This is a genomic window from Geomicrobium sp. JCM 19038, from assembly GCF_000698125.1.
Classification (GTDB): Bacteria; Bacillota; Bacilli; order Bacillales; family Marinococcaceae; genus Geomicrobium_A.
Window position 1 is genome coordinate 1 of the sequence record NZ_BAXA01000008.1, and the last position, 19110, is coordinate 19110.

The 19110-nt window shown below is 42.1% G+C and carries 16 protein-coding genes and 1 pseudogene; 7 read left to right on the forward strand and 10 right to left on the reverse strand.

Translation table 11 applies throughout. The features are described from left to right. Positions 1-386: 386 nt before the first annotated feature. The 3 genes from JCM19038_RS22850 to JCM19038_RS11085 all read right to left on the reverse strand — a co-directional run bounded on the left by JCM19038_RS22850 (position 387) and on the right by JCM19038_RS11085 (position 3148). Entirely contained in the window at positions 387-533 is a 147-nt protein-coding gene (locus JCM19038_RS22850) for a hypothetical protein (RefSeq protein WP_169966280.1), read from the reverse strand. 189 nt (positions 534-722) lie between these two features. After that, on the reverse strand, positions 723-1427 hold the full coding sequence (locus JCM19038_RS25025) for an ATP-binding cassette domain-containing protein (protein WP_307190008.1): 705 nt from the start codon (positions 1425-1427) through the stop codon (positions 723-725). Positions 1428-1501: 74 nt separating this feature from the next. Continuing rightward, the gene (locus JCM19038_RS11085; RefSeq protein ID WP_307190009.1) at positions 1502-3148 is read right to left on the reverse strand and encodes an ATP-binding cassette domain-containing protein; all 1647 of its coding nucleotides are present in this window, start codon (positions 3146-3148) and stop codon (positions 1502-1504) included. Between the two features lie 194 nt (positions 3149-3342). Here JCM19038_RS11085 and JCM19038_RS11090 point away from each other — a divergent pair, with 194 nt between their 5' ends. Then, the gene (locus tag JCM19038_RS11090) at positions 3343-4005 is read left to right on the forward strand and encodes a MerR family transcriptional regulator (protein ID WP_238554389.1); all 663 of its coding nucleotides are present in this window, start codon (positions 3343-3345) and stop codon (positions 4003-4005) included. A gap of 60 nt (positions 4006-4065) precedes the next feature. Here JCM19038_RS11090 and JCM19038_RS11095 read toward each other — a convergent pair whose 3' ends face one another. The 3 genes from JCM19038_RS11095 to JCM19038_RS11105 form a co-directional block, all read right to left on the reverse strand. Next, positions 4066-5055 (reverse strand): DUF6612 family protein, encoded by a 990-nt coding sequence (locus JCM19038_RS11095; RefSeq protein WP_042417862.1) that lies wholly within the window; start codon positions 5053-5055, stop codon positions 4066-4068. 191 nt (positions 5056-5246) lie between these two features. Then, positions 5247-7541 (reverse strand): YhgE/Pip domain-containing protein, encoded by a 2295-nt coding sequence (locus JCM19038_RS11100; protein ID WP_042417864.1) that lies wholly within the window; start codon positions 7539-7541, stop codon positions 5247-5249. A 68-nt stretch (positions 7542-7609) separates the two neighbouring features. Then, positions 7610-8191 carry a TetR/AcrR family transcriptional regulator gene (locus JCM19038_RS11105; RefSeq protein ID WP_042417867.1) on the reverse strand — a complete coding sequence of 194 codons (582 nt, stop codon included), beginning with the start codon at positions 8189-8191 and terminating at the stop codon, positions 7610-7612. A gap of 212 nt (positions 8192-8403) precedes the next feature. Between JCM19038_RS11105 and JCM19038_RS11110 the strand changes: the two genes are divergently transcribed. The 3 genes from JCM19038_RS11110 to JCM19038_RS11120 all read left to right on the forward strand — a co-directional run bounded on the left by JCM19038_RS11110 (position 8404) and on the right by JCM19038_RS11120 (position 10734). Beyond that, the gene (locus JCM19038_RS11110) at positions 8404-8997 is read left to right on the forward strand and encodes a hypothetical protein (RefSeq protein ID WP_042417870.1); all 594 of its coding nucleotides are present in this window, start codon (positions 8404-8406) and stop codon (positions 8995-8997) included. Between the two features lie 26 nt (positions 8998-9023). Continuing rightward, a complete protein-coding gene (locus tag JCM19038_RS11115) occupies positions 9024-9458 on the forward strand; it encodes a hypothetical protein (RefSeq protein WP_042417873.1) in 435 nt (144 codons plus the stop codon). A gap of 76 nt (positions 9459-9534) precedes the next feature. Then, positions 9535-10734 carry an MFS transporter gene (locus tag JCM19038_RS11120; protein ID WP_042417876.1) on the forward strand — a complete coding sequence of 400 codons (1200 nt, stop codon included), beginning with the start codon at positions 9535-9537 and terminating at the stop codon, positions 10732-10734. 15 nt (positions 10735-10749) lie between these two features. Here the strand turns inward: JCM19038_RS11120 and JCM19038_RS11125 are convergent, their stop codons facing one another. From JCM19038_RS11125 to dctP (JCM19038_RS11140), 4 genes are all read right to left on the reverse strand, one after another. Then, positions 10750-11289, reverse strand: coding sequence for a TRAP transporter small permease (locus JCM19038_RS11125; protein WP_042417878.1), 540 nt, complete (start codon positions 11287-11289; stop codon positions 10750-10752). A gap of 13 nt (positions 11290-11302) precedes the next feature. Further along, the gene (locus JCM19038_RS11130; protein ID WP_042417881.1) at positions 11303-12619 is read right to left on the reverse strand and encodes a TRAP transporter large permease; all 1317 of its coding nucleotides are present in this window, start codon (positions 12617-12619) and stop codon (positions 11303-11305) included. A 15-nt stretch (positions 12620-12634) separates the two neighbouring features. Next, on the reverse strand, positions 12635-13759 hold the full coding sequence (dctP, locus tag JCM19038_RS11135) for a TRAP transporter substrate-binding protein DctP (RefSeq protein WP_042417884.1): 1125 nt from the start codon (positions 13757-13759) through the stop codon (positions 12635-12637). A 203-nt stretch (positions 13760-13962) separates the two neighbouring features. After that, the gene (gene dctP / locus JCM19038_RS11140; protein WP_042418251.1) at positions 13963-15081 is read right to left on the reverse strand and encodes a TRAP transporter substrate-binding protein DctP; all 1119 of its coding nucleotides are present in this window, start codon (positions 15079-15081) and stop codon (positions 13963-13965) included. Positions 15082-15292: 211 nt separating this feature from the next. Here dctP (JCM19038_RS11140) and JCM19038_RS11145 point away from each other — a divergent pair. The 3 genes and pseudogenes from JCM19038_RS11145 to JCM19038_RS11155 all read left to right on the forward strand — a co-directional run bounded on the left by JCM19038_RS11145 (position 15293) and on the right by JCM19038_RS11155 (position 19100). Continuing rightward, positions 15293-15965 (forward strand): annotated as a pseudogene (locus JCM19038_RS11145) (AIM24 family protein). A gap of 119 nt (positions 15966-16084) precedes the next feature. Then, positions 16085-16903 carry an STAS domain-containing protein gene (locus tag JCM19038_RS11150; RefSeq protein ID WP_042417886.1) on the forward strand — a complete coding sequence of 273 codons (819 nt, stop codon included), beginning with the start codon at positions 16085-16087 and terminating at the stop codon, positions 16901-16903. A 94-nt stretch (positions 16904-16997) separates the two neighbouring features. Further along, complete coding sequence (locus JCM19038_RS11155; RefSeq protein ID WP_052361507.1) at positions 16998-19100, forward strand: ATP-dependent helicase; 2103 nt, start codon at positions 16998-17000, stop codon at positions 19098-19100. The last annotated feature ends 10 nt before the right edge of the window (positions 19101-19110 follow it).

Genomic DNA, 19110 nt, shown 5'->3' on the forward strand with positions numbered 1-19110 from the left:
TGTAGCAAGAGGAGTGGAGGGTGGTGCAAGAACTAGGCATGGTGTAGCAAGAAGAGTGTAGGGTGGTGCAAGAGCTGGGCATGGTGTAGCAAGAGGAGTGTAGGTGGTGCAAGACAGGTGCAGTATGATGTGAGCTTGATCGGGCAAGTAGAAAACCCTTCGTTGTAACAGCGAAGTAGTGACTTTTGGGTTTATGTAAGCGAGCTCCGCTGGATTACGCACCTGTTCAAAAGCTAACCCAAGTTGTCGTACCAAACGATGGAGCTATACTCATATAGATCCACAAGAGTAAGAAAAAAGACTCTCCGCCACTTTGGTTACGGAGAGTCTTTCTTTTATATTGTCGGTTGTGCATTGCATTCTTTGTTCGAACAACGTAAGCCCGATTATAAGAACGTCGTTAACAAAACAATCGCACCAGCGATTAAGACGAAGCTAGCAATGGAACGAATTAAACAGCCAACGCCTCTCATTACGAGTGGGAAAACGAAAATGACCATGATTGCGATGACGATGATGGTGATAAGATCCACGGAATCCGCCCCCCTTCTTTGATGTTGAATTCCTCTTCTACTTTTACATAAAGTTCCCGAAATGAAAAGCGTTGAAACAAAGTAAATGTTTTCTTGCTAGCTCCTCCTGTAATAGGCTACGTCAAGAAGACGTAAACGAATGGAGTTGGATATGCCTTCCGTTTATAAGCGAGTAAGTTGCTCAGACGTTCACTGAAAAAGAAACTGTCCAGTGATTGAGTCAGGGTGTTTGGCAATTTCTTCTGGTTTTCCAGTGGCAATCAGTTCTCCTCCTTGATCACCTCCTGATGGTCCAAGATCAACCACCCAGTCGCTACTTTCAATCATCATCGTATGATGCTCAACGACAACAACGGTGTTATTCGCATCAACGAGTTTGGAAAGTAACGTATGCAAGTGTTTAATATCTGTCATGTGTAAACCGCTTGTCGGTTCGTCGAGCAAATACAGAGTATGACCTTTCTTTGCTTGGCTCAATTCTTTGGCGAGCTTTAATCGCTGTCCTTCACCGCCTGATAAGGTTGTAAGTGCTTGTCCCCAATTTAAGTAGCCCAAGCCAACATCGATTAGAAGTTGAAGTAATGTGTTCATCTTGCTTTTCGTTTCAAAAAACGTAATCGATTGTTCAACACTTAAATTGAGAAAGTCAGCAATTGAATGTTCTTTGAATTGTACAGAAAGGACATGATCTTGAAAACGTTGCCCTTTACAACTTGGGCAGGTAACTTTCATGTCGGACAAGAAACTTAAGTTCACATCAACTTGCCCGAGTCCTTCGCACTGTTCACACCTGCCACCAACAGTATTAAATGAAAAATCTTTCGTTTTTAGACCAAGTTCTTTTGCTTTTGGCTGTGCCGCAAATTGAGTACGTAATAAAGTGAATAAGTCCATGAAGGTTGCTACATTTGAACGCTGCATACGTGTTAACGGGGATTGCCCAACTTGAATAACATGGTCGACTTCATCTAGCCAACGATCTTTTCGCAGCCTTTGTTTTTCGCAAGTACATCAAACACAAGCGTAGACTTTCCCGAACCAGACACACCAGTAACGCTTGTGATCGTTCCGAGTGGGATGTTTGCGGTGACGTTTTTTAAGTTGTTCGCATTCGCATTTGTAATGGTGACATAGTTTCCATTTCCATTTCGTCGTCTTGCAGGAAGTGATTGCTTTTGATTTAATAACTTTCCCGTTGGGGAGGAAGAGTTTTGCATGAGTTCTTGGGCGGTTCCTTGTCCGACGACCTCTCCGCCTTTTCTTCCAGCGCCGGGTCCGATGTCAATGAGGTGGTCAGCTTCATGCATGACGAGTTCATCGTGTTCAATAACGAGCACAGTATTTCCTAAATCTCGTAACTGTTTCATTATCGAAATTAATCCGCTCGTATCTTTTGGGTGAAGACCTGCGGTCGGTTCATCAAGTATATAAAGGACGCCCGTTAGTCCAGAACCTAAAATTGAAGCTAGCTTTAGTCGTTGAGATTCTCCACCTGATAAAGTGATCGCTTGGCGATCCAAGGTTAGGTAGCCGAGTCCGACATGAATGATTCGTTGTAAGCGTACGCGGAAATCATTCGTGACGGTGTAAAGAAGTTCATCTTCAGCTTCCTCATTAACCGTTTCTACATGATGAATCCAGTCGAGTACATCATGAAGGGGGGCAAGTGATAACTCTGGTAACCGCCTTCCTTGTACGGTGACTTGTCTTACATCTTCACGAAGGCGCTCACCGTGACAATGGGAGCACGTATGGCTGTAAAAAAGTGCAGCCTCTGCAGATTTTCCATCTTTTTCATGATACCTTCGCCACATCCCGGTGATGATTCCTTCGAATTTCCCTTTTGCAACAGTTTTTGGCGGTTTCACATTTGGGAAGTGTTGGATGAACGTATCACTGTCTGTGCCATATAAAACCAGGTGCCATTCAGCTTCCGTATAATCTTGAAGAAGTTTATCCCCTGTAATCGTTAAATCGTACTGTTTACTTGCATTTACAATTGAGTGGACATAATGATCAATAATTGAACGGTGCCAAAAGGTAACAGCACCTTCTTGTAAGCTTTTCGTTTGCTCGAATACGAGTGAAAGGTCGATGTTGACGACGGTGCCGAGTCCCGTACATGTCGGGCAAGCACCGTCCATTGTATTAAATGAGAAATCAGCTTTTGTCAACGCTTGGAGCGAAGCGTTGCAATGAGGGCAAGTAACGGTTGAAGCTTGTTCACCACTTGCACGCGCAGGTAAGACTTGATGGCAACTTGTACAAGTCATTTCCCCTTTTTGTGCGAAGATTTGACGTAGGTACGTATACAAGTCCGTAACCGTTCCTACTGTTGAACGAGGGTTGCGATTTGTCACGTGCTGACCAATAGAAATCGATGGTGACAACCCAATCATGCGATTGACTTTAGGTTTTTGAATGGCTTCTGCAGACAAACCACTTGATTCTAAATATTGTCGTTGGCATTCACGTTGCAACAAGTCGAGGGCGAGCGTTGATTTGCCTGATCCGGATGGTCCGGTTACGACAACAAATTGATTTTTGGGGATTTCGAGCGTGATGTTTTTTAGGTTATTCTCTCGAGCGCCTTCAATACGGATTGAATTACTCATTTAAGACCTCCTAGAAGTTGATGTGCAAGACCAATCATATAACAGTAATGCAAGTAGGGAACTTTCAGTGATCAATCTCTTGCTATATAATAAAAACATTGTCATGGTACTTTAAGGTTCTAAGTGAGGGAAGAAGAGATGAAAGTGTATAAGCCAATTGAGATTGCAAGAATTGTTGGGTCAGTACGAGTGCCTTGCGACATTATGAATCGTGGGGAATTGTACCGAAGCCTGAGCGGTTTGAGAATGGCTATCGCAAATATACCGATGTTCATTTAGCCTATTTCCGTTGCTTACGTGCGATGTTCCCAGCATTCGGTCATGCATTGACGAGCGAAGTGGTATTAGATATTAAGAACGGCAATCAAGATCAAGCATTTTGGCGCATGAATAAAGCGCAAGCAGATCTTCAATATGAAAAAATGACGACGGATCAGACGCTTGAAATGCTACGAAACCCGGAACTTCCATTAACGTTAAAAGGTACCGTAAAAGAAGAGATGACGATTGGGGAAGTGGCGGAAATTACCGATGTCCTCCCATCGTCGATTCGCCATTGGGAAAAGGAAGGGCTCATTACACCGAAACGTAACCTTGAGAATGGGTATCGGATTTATCAGTCTACCCACGTGCGTCAAATTTTATTGTTACGAACGATGCGAAAGACGGTCTTTTTTATTGATCAGATGAGAGAAATCGTTCAGGCGGTAGAGCACCATAGTGTGCAAAAGGCAAAGCAATCAGCTGTACAAGCAAGAGAATACATCTCGGAGCGGAATCGATTGCAGATGAATGCTATTTATGAAGTAATTCGCCTTTGTAAAGTAGTAAACGAAGAGGATGAAGATGATTACTAAGAAGAGTAAAGAAGGTTAAAAGAAAAATACTCTGTGCCCCGTGGCACAGAGTATTTGTTATTAATCATCGCTTTCTTCTTCGTCAGCTTCTTCTTCTGGTTCCATATCTTCGAATTCAGCTTCCATTTGTGCTTCCATCTCAGCTTGGAATTCTTCAATATCTACGGCATTTTCGATGGCTTCTTCTGGAATGTCAATGGTATCAATTCCGTCGAAGTCAGAGAACGTTCCGTTCATTTGTTGATTAATGGAAATCGTTTCACCTTCTTCAGTCATTTCCATCTCAAAGTTCATTTCAATGCCTTCTTGGTAGTACGTATCTTTGTTAATGTACATGACGTAGTCAAACGTATTGATCGTCATTTCATTAAATAACTGCTCCATTTGTTCAGCCATCATCTCATCGTTTTGTTGCGTTGCGACGATCTCTTTCGAAAACTCAATCAAGTCATCTCCTGAGCCTTCTACACTTAGTGCGTATTGATCGCCTTCATCGGACAAGGTAATGTTTTCTGTAAATTGTTCAAGAATCTCAAGCTGTTCTTGTGGTGACATTTCTAAGTCTTCGATGCTCATGAGGTCATCACCGAGGAGATCCATCTTCATCCACTCATCAATCATCGGTTCGAACATGTAAAGAATGCCGTCTTCATCCATGTATTGTTCGATTTCCACTTCTTCGCCCGTCATCGGGTCAGGAGTCGTAATCGTTTGAGCGAACATCATCGGGTCCATCATGACGTCCATTTCAATTTTTGAGTCCATAGGCATTTCTTCACCGTCAAATGAAATCGTTTGGGCAATGTCCATGACACCACGATAACTTTCAAGTGATTCCATCGCCTCGTAAGAAAGTCGCATAACTTCTTCGGCTTCACCATCAGCCTCTGTTGCTTCTTCTTCGGTAGCATTTTCGTCAGCGTCAACTTCAGTTTCTGCTTCGTTTTCTACGTCTTCAACTTCTGTACTCGTGTCAGCATCACTATCATTACATGCGGCTAGAACTACGACGAATGTGGACAACGATAACCAAAGCTTCATCTTTTTCATAAAATCCTCCTAAAAGATTACGTCTTCACGTGTGTATCAGTCATAGACCAATACGACCATAACAAAACCCAATCATACAGGAAGAAGGTTTCAATATAAATGGGAAAAATGTAGTGTTGTTTAAATTGGATTAAAACATTGTATTCTCAGTAAAAAACATTCGGTGAGTAATAAAAAAACAACCCGCACTGTTAGGCGGGCTGTTCTTCAACGGAAGTTGAATCGGCTTTTTTGTTTTGTTTCTTCATCTTAAGATGGAAATACAAGAACGTAAGCGTAAGTGTTATGACCATCATAACGACAAGTGGCCACGTTTCATACAAAAGTTCAGGTCGGTCCATGTGAACTGTTGCACGCATACCCAGGACTGTATACGTCATCGGTAACCATTCGTGTACCCACTGAAAAGGTGCTGGTACGAGTTCAACAGGGAATGAACCGCCACTTCCCCCAAGCTGGATAATCAGAAGTATAATACCGATAAAACGACCAGGGTTATCAAGAATCGCTACGAGCATCAAAATTAATGCCATAAACGCAAGACTTGAGAACCATAAAAACAAGCTAAATAAAATCGGATTTGAAATGCTCAAATCTAAGCCCCAAAATACGACGGCGAGTAGAGCAGCGGCTTGCACCGTACTTACTGTCCATACGACTCCTAGCTTTCCAGAGAACCATTGCCACCCGGTCTCATGTGCGGCGAGGGGATCTCGGAACGGATAAATAATGGATAAAGTAAGACCGCCTACATAAAGTGCTAACGACAAGAAGTAAGGAGCAAGCCCTTCACCGTATGAGTAGTCCTGTTGGACGCCTTCAGAAGCGGATTGTACTGGTGAACTCAATAACGCTTGTTGATTTTCATTAAGTTCATAGTCAAGTAACACATCAGAAAGGGTCGTCAAGTGTTCATGAAGCTCATGTGCACCGTCATCTAAGTCTTGGATTCCTTTTTTAATTTCTTCGCCACCGCTTTTGGCTTGGTGCATTTGGTACGTTAGCTCATCTGAACCTTCGTCGAGTTGTTCAAGACCAGCATGAAGCTCGGAAACGGCTTCAGTTGCTTCATTTAAAGTAGTTTCAATGGTTTTAATGATGGCATCTGTCTGAGATAACGCATGTTCAAGCGTATAAAGCGTTGCTGTAATCTCATCAAAAAGATCCATTTGTTGTAAGTTACCTGTGCCAAGCTCTTGAGGTAAGCTGTTATTTAACTGTGTAAAGCTCGCATTAACATCATCGACCCACTCCGAAATTTCTTGTTGCCCGGTGATCAGCGTAGTGGAAACTTCGTCATACGTTGAACGAATGGAGTCAACAGCCGTGTCGACATTCGTAGTCTGTTCTTCTAGGTCTGCGGATAACTGCGTAAGTGAGTGAGAGAGTTCTTCTAAATGTGCACACACTTCTTCTTCACTCTCACACTGGTCGATCTGTTCATCTAACAAGTACAGTCGATCAGTAACCATTGAATTGGCTTGTTGTAATCCGTCATTCATGCGTTCAATTTGTTCAAGAAGGTTGCTTGCATTTGTGATTGCTTGTTGATTTTCATTTAATGTGTGTTCCCATTCGCTCCACGTAGACTGAGCGTCATGAAGTGTGTTGCGCACGTTTTGCCATTCTGTTTCGAGTGATTGTAAAGACTGCCTCAGATTTGCAAAGTCTTCACTCTCCAGATAACGCAACGCCTGTTGTACTTCGTGTTCCAACGTATCAAGTCGTTCGATGAGTTGATTACCCTCATCGCTCGTCTCATAACGATGATTAAACTGAACGATTTCTTCTTTAAGTTGACCCGTGCCAAGGGCTGCTTCTTGGATGCCGTCATGAAGCGTATTTGCACCAACTTCTAAATCAGAAAGACCGTTTACGAGCGAATGCATATTTTCATAAGCAGATTCAGTGCCATCGGCAATTTCTAAAGCCCCGTCACGAAGGTCTACAACGGCTTCAAGTAACGTGCTGTATGCATCATTAGCGACTTCGACATAAGACTCTGTAAGCGTTTGGGATAACTCATGTTCCATTTGCGTAATCGCTTGTGAACCAAGTTGGCTGCTGACAAAGTTCATGTCTTCATTGATTTCATAATAAAGCACACCTTGTTCAGGATGATCGTTTTGTACAGAAGTGACGTGCTCAGAAAAGTCTTCTGGTACATGAACAAAAAAGTAATAGTCAAAGTCAGTTAACCCTTGTTGGGCAGTTTCGTAATCTGTCACCTCAAATTGAAAGGATTCATCATCGAATAGCGTCTCAACAAATTCATCCCCTGCATGAATGAATTCGTCATTAACTTCTGTTCCTGTATCTTCATTAACGATCGCAACCGGTAAATTTTCAATTTCTCCGTATGGATCCCAAAATGCCCAAAGCAAAAGACCGCCGTACAAGACTGGAATGACCATAATTCCAAGAATGCCGATGCTCATTTTTTTGTTTTTAAGAATGGCTTTCCACTCATTTAGAAATCCTTTCATACCCTCACTCCAAAACTATTTGACCAATTCGTTAAAATGGTCATTTTATTGTAAAAAAAACATCGCTACTATGGTTGACGAATAGCGATGCCGTCAAAAATATGGTTTTTGAAAACGTCGTATAATTCTCGCTCACTTAATGGCGGTTCATTTTGTTCCCAATCCACGATAAACGCCATGTACAATTTATAAATGGTAAATGCGGTCACTTTCGGATTTGTTACGAGTAAACGGCGACGGTTTGCTCCCCGTTCAACGACACGTTCAATTTGTTTCAAAATGAGCTCTTCAACCCGAGCAATCGCCATATGTGCCTCTTGTGTTCCAAAGACGTTTACTTCTTCAGTAAGCTGAGCAAGTAACTTATGTTCTTTGCGGTAACGTAAGACACCATAAAGTGCTTCATGCAATAAGTCTAATGTTTTGCCGTCACGTTGCATAATATTGTGAAACTGCAACTCAACGTCGTAAATTAACTCATCCATCACAGCTTCAAACAGTTGCTCTTTATTCGTGAATTCCGTATAAATCGTTCCTTTTCCAACGTGTGCGACTTTCGCAACGTGAGCAACGGTTGTCCCTTTATATCCGAATAAGGAGAAAGCATGTTTGGCAGCATCCATAATGGATTGGCGCTTGTTCGCAATCATCGGTATAACCTCTCCTTACACAATTGACCGTTTTGTTCATTTGGTCAATTTAGTGTAACACCGTCTTCTGTTTTGTGCAAATGCAAGGTGAGTGCTGGCATCGACGTTAATTTCTCTATGAATTGTTAATAAAAGGGTGTAGCATGAATGGGAATGCAGTTACCGTCTTTGGATTTATACTATTATGAATTATCGGTGGAGGAGAATGGACAATGCGTTATTGGTTTTTGTTGGCTGTTGTTGTCGTATTGACCGCTTGCAACAGCGAATCAGTTGAGCAAGAAGAAGCAACCGTGTCACCTCGGGAACAGACGGCAGAAGAGAACTATTATCTACCAATGATTTTGGATCAACATGTACTGTTTTCTGTTGAAGATTTGCCTGCGGATACGAAAGAGATCGCCTTAAGTTATGAAGTGTGGGAGAACGGCTCGATTGTGGATGATCTAACTAGATCTATTGCCATCGGACTTAGTGAAGATCGTTCAATTGGCGATTATGATGATGTGATGCTTGCTTTTAATGATTTAGAAACAGGCATTGACCGTGAGATTGAACTAATGATTCGCACGATGGATGAAGAGAAAATTGGAGGAACGTATAAAGGAACAGCCTCATTTACAGGTACAGAAGAAGGACTCGGAGCCGCCGTTGCAGAAGAAATTGTCATTGGAGAGCGTAGTCCTTTATTTGTGAACTTCACCAGCTCACAGATGAATAGCAATTGGTATGAAGAAGAAGGATTGCAAGAGATGATTCAAGCGAATGAATATGTCTTTATTGTGTATGTAGAATTTGTTGTGTAACTGAAGTTGAAGAGAGGGGAGAGCGCGTGCGAAAGAAAAAATTTGATTTAGCGTTTATACTAATCTTTTTATTCGGTCTTCATTTTGTTCCACTATGGGTTGAATTCTATGAAGTGATCGCTTATTACTTATTCATTTGGATTTTCCTTACTCCGCTTTTCGTGTTCCAATTTGTATGGGATCATCACACGCCTTTCTTTGTTACTATTTGGCGAGTATTTTATAACCGTCATATTATTATTAAGATGATTCCTACTACAGTAATTGCAGTAGCGACAATAACAATGTATAGCTTGGTTATGCCTTATATCTTATTGGGTGAAGACCATGTAGAAATTTTTATTCAGTATCAATTGTGGGGCTTTTCTCTTTTAGGTGGCGTTATTGCGTCACTTTTCATTATATTTCGTAGCGACGAACGGTTCGAAGAGGAGACGGATGATAGTGAACGAGAATTCTAAACCACTTTGCTAGGGTGGTGGTTCCATCGTGAGGTGAAAAAGAGATGAAGATGTTGAGTCAGCATCGGGCAAGCCGATGAATCCGTGGCGGATGCTCATTTGGTTACTCATCGCCCAAATCTTAATTGCGTTTGTTGGGCGCGGGGTTTCGCCACTTGGCGTGTTTATTGGCGAGTCGCTACAGCTTACGAATGCACAAATTGGAATGCTGCCTGCAGCGTTGTTCTTTGGTCAGTTCGTAGCATCTATTCCGTTTGGTGTATTTGTTGATCGTGTTGGAACGAGGCGTCTACTGCTCGTCCTCACACTCGTATTAGGGATTAGTTTTTCATTAGTATCGTTTGCAACGCCGTTTTGGCTCGTCCTCATTTTGATGGCGATTGGCGGAGTTGGTTACGGGGCGTATCATCCTGTGTCTACGCGGGGGATCTTGTACTGGTTCGATTCTTTGCAACGGGGAACGGCGATGGGCATTAAACAAATGGGTGTGACGGTCGGATCAGCGTTGGCAGCATTTCTACTCGTGCCGTTATCAGAAATGTTTCATTGGCGACCTGTATTGTTTGTGTCCTCACTCGTCTTAATCATTGGTGGGCTCATCTGTTATTTCTATTATCGCGATGCTGTCGCTTCTATGCCGAAAATGAAGAATCAACGGATCACAAAACAGCTGCTATCTATGTTTTCAAATCGTCGGTTATTGTTATTAACTATCGGTGCGATGACATTAAGTGCTAGTCAAATGTCGTTAAATACATATCTGATTTTGTATGCGACCAATCATTTGCTCGTCTCGATTGTGTTCGCTGGAATGTTGTTGGTCATTTCCGAAGTTGGAGGTTCATTGGGGCGTGTCATTTGGGGCATGGTCAGTGACCGATTGTTTCAAGGCAACCGAATGATTATTCTTTGCATGATTGCGACCATTTCTACACTCGGGTTTGTAACGTTAGCTGCTTTATCTGAAGGTGTAAATCTACTAATTCTCGTTCTGATTATCTTCATGCTCGGGTTTTGTCTGGCGGGATATAACGGCTTATGGATGAACGCCGCAACTGAGATCGTACCCAAAGAGCAAGCGGGACTTTCTAGTGGTTTTTCAACGAGCATTGGTGCTTGGGGTGTTATTTTGGGACCTCCATTGTTTGGACTGATCGCGGATGTGACTGGAAGTTACTCGGCTTCTTGGGTTGTGATGGCTGTGCTTATGTTTTTTGTGGCAATTTTATTTTTACTTTTAAATCAATCTTTACGTAAAGAAAGCATCGACACATAAGTGCCGACGCTTTTTTTACATAGATGGCGGTTCCTTCGCGTTATTCACAGAGATATGAAGTTGAGCTGTTTTCGTTTGAATGTTTTGGAGTAACACGAAGAAAATCTCAATTGTAAGCAATAAGAAACCGGCAGGTATGACGAACAAGACTGGATAATAAGGGACGACAGCACCTTTCATACTAAACGCAACCCCTTCAACAAAGCCGACCCAAGCATACTGAAAGGCAAAGATTGTTAACATGAGAAAGAGGATCAATTCTAATGATACAAGCGCGATGGAAATGATGTATTGCTGACGCTCTTTGAACTTTTGAACGAGCATTTCAAGTCTGGGCATAATGCCTGAGCTGTACACATAGGCGAGCCCTGGGAAAAACGCAAGTGGCATGAGGAAATATTGTGCGATTTCGTAACTTCCGACTGTTGGTAGTTGAAATACGGTACGTAATAGAACATCAAGCGCAATGAGGATCATCATTAATGAGATCGCTGCGCCGCTAATGATGAGCCCGATAAACTTAATTTTTTCAAAGCCTTTATAAGCAGCATTCATTTAGAATCTCCTCCTACATTAAGCTAGGTAACCATGTCACAATTGGTGGGAAAGCAATCATAAGTCCACAAACGACGATGGCGAGTACAACGGCAAATATGCTCGTTTGAATAAACAAACGTTCTATGGAAATGCCGGTAACACCGGAGACGGCGAATACACTCAAGCCGACAGGTGGGGTAAGTAGACCGATTGTACAAATAACAGAAACTAGAATACCGAACCATAACAGATCAACGTTCATTTCTTGGATAATCGGTAACAGGATTGGTGTCGCCATAATAATGACAGCTCCACCTTCAATGAACATAAACAACACAAAATAGATGAAACAAATGAACACGAGCATTAATACCGGATATTCAATTAACGGACCTAAAAATCCGATCAATTCCCGTGGCAATTGAGAAATCGTAATAAAACGACCAAAGATTTGTGCTGTAACCATGATAAGAAGTACCATTGATGAAATCTTGATTGTTCCAGAAAATGAATTGATAAAAAATTGCTTGTTTACTTTTCCTAAGAAAAAGGCAGTGAGTAATCCGAGTATCGCTCCAATTGCGCCAGCTTCCGTCGGTGTAAACGTACCAGAGTAAATTCCCCCGAAGATCACAGCCATAATGGCAAGGAAGATCCCGATTACAATTAAAGATCTAGAAAGCGATAAATCTTCTGTTGTTCTAGCGGGTTCGTTTAGAATATCGACGGAACGCTTTTTAATATCACGGTTGTATAAGAAAAGCATTACGAGAATAATCACGATTGTCATAATAAGCCCTGGAATAATTGCACCGATAAATAACGTTCCAATCGGTGTTTCTGTAACGACACCGTATAGAATTAAGACGATGCTTGGAGGAATAATTCCAGAAAGTGATCCAGCAGCGGCAATCGTAGAGCCAGCAATATCGTCACGGAAACCGTGTTTTCGTAATTCAGGAACAGCCACTTGTCCAAGAGCTGCAGACGATCCAGTTGTGGAACCAGATACCCCCCCTAAAAAGGCTCCGATTACGACAGATAAGACACCTAGAAGGCCAGATTTTCCTTTTGAAAGTTTGTAGACAATTAAATACAAATCACTAACAATTCTCGATTGCACGATAAACTGAGCCATCAACACAAACAACGGAATCGTCGTTAACGTATAACTTGCAATGACTCGATACGGTTCAACTTGCATGAACGTTGTGATGTAGGAAGGTCCTTCAAGAATGATGATGCCTAGAACACCGATACTAAGCAGTACCGTATGAATGTGCATGCCAAGAAGTAAAAAAATTAAAAATAAAGCGAAGATCACTAAATAGAAAATCTCAATTGGCATCTTGTACACCCCCTGTTATTCGATGGCTTTAATCTCGTCTGGGACGTCACCACCGTGTTTGATAATTAAGTCACGCCAAAGGATTGCAACTTCCCGAGCCGGGAGTCCGTTTTGTTCGTGCTCATCAATCCATGTGTGCCACGTATCGACCATACCGTTAATCAAGTATTGCTGTGCATCCTCATCAATGTCTTCAAGATGAACGAATTCTGCTCCTTTGTTCAACGCTTCTTCTCGTATTTCAATCGCGCGATCTTCCCAAATCTGGCCACTCCCATCGAGATGATCTTCAGCGGTATCCACCATGACTTGTTGTACCTCTTCAGGTAGCGAGTTCCAATTTTCTTCAGTCATGGCCCATACCCCTGAAAAATGCCCGAGGTTAATACCTTCTAACGTATAATTGAACACTTCTTGCATCCCGTATCCTGTCCAGTCAGCAACACTGAAGAAGGCACCTTCAAATGCGCCACGATTAATCGCATCAAACATATCCGCTGAAGGGATGCTCACTGAGTTCACACCGATTTTGCCTGCGAAAATCTCATGAATTCGTGTCGGGGAGCGAAGCGACGCTTGCCTGAAGTCTTCAACCGTTTCTAAAGGGTAATCCTTCGTTGACATGACATATTGTTGTGTTGGCGAATAGGGAATCACTTTCAAGTCTTTCTCCCCATATTCAAGTTCAGTGAACGTTTTTCCATCATCAGTAATGGGCTCCTTAGAGTAAATGAGGTCTGCGAAAGCTCGTGCAGCAATGACCGTATCCGATTCAAGTAAAGGCAACACTGTCACTTCAGTGAGTGGAAACCGTTTTGGGTCATAGAGCGGCCAAAGTGGCGCAGCAATATCAATCGTTCCATTTCTTAGCGCTTGTAACTCTTCATTCGTTGGCACTAATTCTCGGCTCGTATATGCATCAAATACGACCTTTCCGTCAGTTCGCTCTTCCACGTCCTCCATCCATGGTGAAAAGAATCCTTGCCACCATCCGTTTTGAGAACTCACTAGAGAAGAGATCGTTAACTCGATCGGTTCTTCACCGTCTGTTGTTGTCGTTGCTTCGTCAACTTGCACACAGCTTGCTAGAATTAAGGTTAAAGAAATGAGCAGGACACTCATTTTTCGTCGAAGCATCATCGTACCTCCCCCCTATAAATAAAGCGCTTACATTCTTTGTTCTCTAGTGATTGCAAGTTTTGTACCAACATTACAAAAGTGATGTTTTCAGTCATCAACGGAAGTGAATAGAAAAGCAGCCACGAGGTGGTGGTGAAAAAATGCAAATAAAATTCAAAAATGAATTATTAGATGTAGATCTCTTGTTGCTTTTTGCCGGTCAATCAATCTACTGAGAGTTCTTTAATTTCATCAGGAACATCGCCACCATGTTTGATAATAAGATCTCGCCAAAGGATGGCTACTTCACGCGCAGGTAATCCATTTTGTTCATGCTCTTCAATCCATGTGTACCATGTTTCAATCATGCCATCGACGATGTATTCTTTTGCATCGTCATCAATGTCATCTACGTGTACGAATTCAGCTCCATTTGCTAAGGCTTCTTCACGAATCACTTCGGAGCGAGCTTCCCATACTTCGCCACCGTGATCAATAAGATCTGTCGCTGATTCTTCCATGATTTGTTGTAGGTCTTCAGGAATGGTGTTCCAGTTTTCTTCTGTCATGGCCCAAAGTGTTGAGAAGTGTCCGAGGTTAATCCCTTCAAGCGTATACGTGAACACTTCTTGCATTCCATACCCAGTCCAGTCTGCAACGCTAAAGAAAGCTCCTTCAAATGCACCGCGATTGATCGCATCGAACATGTCGGTTGAAGGCATGCTTACGGAGTTAATGCCTATTTTACTTGCGAAAATCTCGTGAATTCGCGTAGGTGAACGAAGAGAAGTATCTCGGAAATCGTCTATGCTCTCAAGGGGGTGATCTTTTGTCGACATGACATATTGTTGTGTTGGTGCATGGGGCATGACCTTTAAGTCCTTCGTGCCGTATTCGAGTTCTGTAAATGTTTCACCATCGTGAGTAACCGGCTCTGTTGAGTGAATAAGATCTGCATAAGCTCTGGCGGCAATCACTGTGTCGGAATCTAGAAGTGGCAACATCGTTACTTCGGTAAGAGGAAAACGTGCTGGGTCATATTGAGGCCAAAGAGGGGCAGCAATATCAATCGTTCCGTTGCGGAGTGCAAGAAGCTCTTCGCTACCAGCAATGAGTTCTTGACCGGTGTAGATTTCAAACGTAATCCGTCCATTAGATCGTTCTTCGACTTCATTCATCCACGGAACAAAGAAGCCTTCCCACGCACCGTTTTGGGTGCTTGCAAGTGAAGAGAGTACGAATGTTCTTGATGTTTCTGCCTCTGCATGAGTTTGCTGCTCTGTTGAAACACAGCTCGTAAGGAGTACAAAAGTTAGTAAGAATACGGTACTGCGAATGATCATTTTCAAGAGTATGTCCCCTTTCAGCGCTTGAATATAAAGCGCTTTCATAAGTTCATAAATGATGAGTCATTGTTGACAAGGATAAACTTTACCAAAAGTAATCTGATTTTTCAATCTCTATTTTCTTTTAAAATTTCGTCTCTGTTGCATGAAGTTGGTTTTTAATTGGTAAGTAAAGGATATAGATACATAACGGAAAGGGGAATGAAAAATGAGTAAATATTCGATCAAAGAATTCATAGAAGCGACTGAAGTCGAAGAACAAAACGATGAGTACTTTCAATTGGAGACTCCCCGTATACTCGAAGTAAACTTAAAAGAGATGGTCTGGGCAAAGCTTGGATCGATGGTGTCGTACACAGGTGATATCAAGTTTGAGCGTGAACGCCTCTTGGAGCATGGAACGAGTCGAATGTTTAAAAAAAGCGTTTACGAGTGAAGGCGGAACGCTTATGAAGGCGACGGGTGAGGGACAATTACATTTAGCAGATAAAGGGAAGCGAGTGACCATTCTTGAGCTCAATGACGATGTTATTGCTGTGAATAGCAATGATTTATTAGCTTTTGAACCGAGTATTGAATGGGATATTAAAATGATGCGTCGTGTAGCGGGGATGATGTCAAACGGGTTGTTTTATGTCGTTTTACAAGGTAAGGGGCTTGTTGCCATTACATCGCATTACGAACCTTTAACGTTGAAAGTTCAGGAAAATCTACCAGTTATGACCGATCCAACGACAACAGTTGCTTGGTCAGGGAATTTAGAGCCTAACATCCGTACCGACATCAATTATCGTACGTTCTTAGGGCGAGGAAGTGGCGAAAGTTTTCAGATGGAGTTTCAAGGAAATGGATTTGTAATCGTTCAATCTGCAGAAGAGTAAACCAAGGTTTTGACAACGTAATCGTCCAGATAAGAAAATTTCCAAAGGAATTCCTGTTTCTTACTTAAAGATTTTGGTAAAGTAGTGATAGGAATCTATAAAGGATAAGGTGCGAAGCGATGTCCAAGATAAAAGAACTAAAGCCAATTATGGATGAGGTATTACGTCGCAAAGAAGAATTAGCTGGTATGCCTCCTCAGTATGAGAACGTGAGTGATAATACGATTGTCATGCAACTGACACCTTGGCGAGTCCAATTAATTGAGGTTTACGCAAAGTCACTGACAACTTCATTAGATCATTCGATCGATGACATTCGTCAATGGGGAAGTGAATTATCGGAGCAGCTTGTAAAAGTGCAATTGCCTCTTGATGTTGGGCTGCACGAGATTGCGTATTATCGCAATACGATCGGTGAGATTATCCGTGATGAGGCAGAGAATCAAGACATGTCTTTCGCAGATTTTTACCATATCGTGTCTCAATTCAATGCGGTTGTCGATGAAGCCGTACAAATTGTTAGTCGTTCGTATATGAAGAGCTTCCATAACAGCATTGAAGCTGCTAAGTACGCAATTGATGAGCTATCGGTACCGGTCGTCCAATTGACGAGTAATATTGGAGTCATTCCAATTATCGGAGAAGTCGACACGAAGCGTGCGCAATACCTTATGTCAAACGCTCTAGAAAAGAGTGCCGAGCTGCAACTACGAACGTTAATCTTGGATTTATCTGGTGTAAGTGTCGTGGATACGATGGTTGCCGGACAGATCTTTAAAGTGATGGATTCATTACGTTTAATTGGTGTCGAAGCCGTTCTCAGTGGTGTACGCCCAGAAGTCGCTCAAACGATGGTTAATCTTGGCATTCGTGTTGAGGGCAAAGTCTACCGGGATCTTAGGACAGCAGTTGAAGAGAAGAAAATGATCAGTAAGTAATCTTTCCAAAAGATGACAGTCGGATGTCATCTTTTTTGGTTGTGCTGATTTTTATTGATCTAGAGCATCGCACGTATAAGAAGGGGTCATTGTCGTGGATTACTTTAAACAGATGGAACAATCGACAGGTGTTTTGTTGAATGATATACAAAAGCAAGCTGTGTTGAAGACGGACGGGCCCTTGCTCTTACTCGCTTCACCTGGTTCAGGGAAAACAACGACGCTGAACATGAAGATTGGTTATTTGCTTCTTGAGAAAAAAGTGAAGCCTGAGTCCATTATGGCAGTTACCTTCAGCCGCGCAGCAGCAGAAGATATGGCGGAGCGTTTTCGGCAATTTTTTCACGATAAAGTGAGTCGACCTGTTCAATTCTCAACCATTCACAGCTTTGCTTTTCGTATTGTGAAATCATACTTTCAAAAGAAGAGTATCAATTACCGCTTAATTGAAGGGGATGTGGAGCCTCATTGGCTTCATAAGCGAATGGCTCTACAACAGCTATTCACGAACAAAACAGGAAAGAAAATAACCGAGGATGAGCTGGAGTCGCTAATTACGTACATTAGTTATGTGAAAAACCGTATGATTCAACCTGACCAGTTACAAAAAGTGAAATGTTCGTTAAAGGAAGCAAAAGACATTTATATCGCTTACGAAGAGTGGAAGCGTAACTATGACGATCAGACGTTGCTTTTGGATTTCGACGATATGCTTACCTATGCGTACGAGGCATTATTGCACGATAAAATGATATTGCAAAAGCTTCAAAAGCAATACGATTATGTATTAACCGATGAAAGTCAAGATAACTCGCTCGTTCAGCATAAGATTGTGGAGAAGATTGCCTCGCCTCAAAGTAACCTTTGTGTCGTTGCAGATGACGACCAGTCGATCTTTCAGTGGAGAGGGTCCGATGTTGGTCATTTGCTCGAATTCAAGAGTCGATATCCAAATGGTCAAGTGCTTACAATGACTGAGAATTATCGGTCTTCAAAGACGATAGTACAAGTTGCCAATACGTTCATAAAACGTAATAAAGAGCGGTACCGAAAAGAGATGTATACCGCCAATGACATCGGAATACCAATTCAAGTACAAAACTTTAAAAAGCGTGAAGCCAAAATCCGTTATGTTATGGATACGGTGAAAGAACAAACCAATCGGAATGAAGTGGCAATACTTTACCGTAATAATAATTCAGCGGTGTCGGTTGTTAATGCAATGGATCGATTAAACATTGACTTCTATATGAAAGAAATCGATACGAAATTCTTTCGTCATTGGGTAACGACCGACCTTCTTAACTTTATGCGCTTTTCGTATCACACTGGTCGTGTTGACGTATTAGAACAAATCTATTCAAAGTTTAATGCGTACATGAAAAAAGACCAAATGAAGTGGTTGTTACAAGAAGGTAGGGGAGAATGCGCCTTCGCAAGACTTCAAAACACGAAGCTCGAAGCGTATCAAGTGAGTAAGCTAAAGCAGGCAAAGCGTGCATTTGATAAGATTAATAAACTTTCTCCAAGTGCTGCAATCACAGTCGTTGAAGACGATCTTGGATATCGCAAAGCGTTGGAACAGCGCTGTGAGCGTCTCGGTTTAAATGTCGATCGTGCGAAAGAAATTCTTGATGCACTAAAGGAAATCGCTGAAGATGAACAGACGCTAAAAGGTTTTGCTGAGCGTCTGAAGCGACTAGAATCTAAAATGAAACAGTCCAAGTTCAATAAAGGAGAGAACGTGCCTACCTTATCAACGTTTCATCGCGCCAAAGGTCTTGAGTTTGACCGTGTATATATGATTGATTTAAACCGCGATATTCTTCCGACAAAAGAAGACAACGATGATCCGAAGTTAATGGAAGAAGCTGTTCGTTTGTTTTATGTTGGAATGACACGTGCTCGGGAACATCTTGAATTGTTATCGTCAGGTGGCGTCCAAAAGGAATCTCCATTTCTCCCACAAATTAAGAAGCTGATCGCACCTTCTACAGTGTCGAGTCCACACCGAGCAGGTACAACGGTGGCACATGAAGATCTACTTCCAAATACGACAATTGAACATGAAAAATTCGGGATCGGAACAATAATTGATATAAAAAGTGACACGATGACTGTCGATTTCGAGCATCACGGTGAAAAAGAATTCATAAAACAATTCTGTGTAGAACGTGGATTGTTAACGAAAGTATAGAGGTATGGCA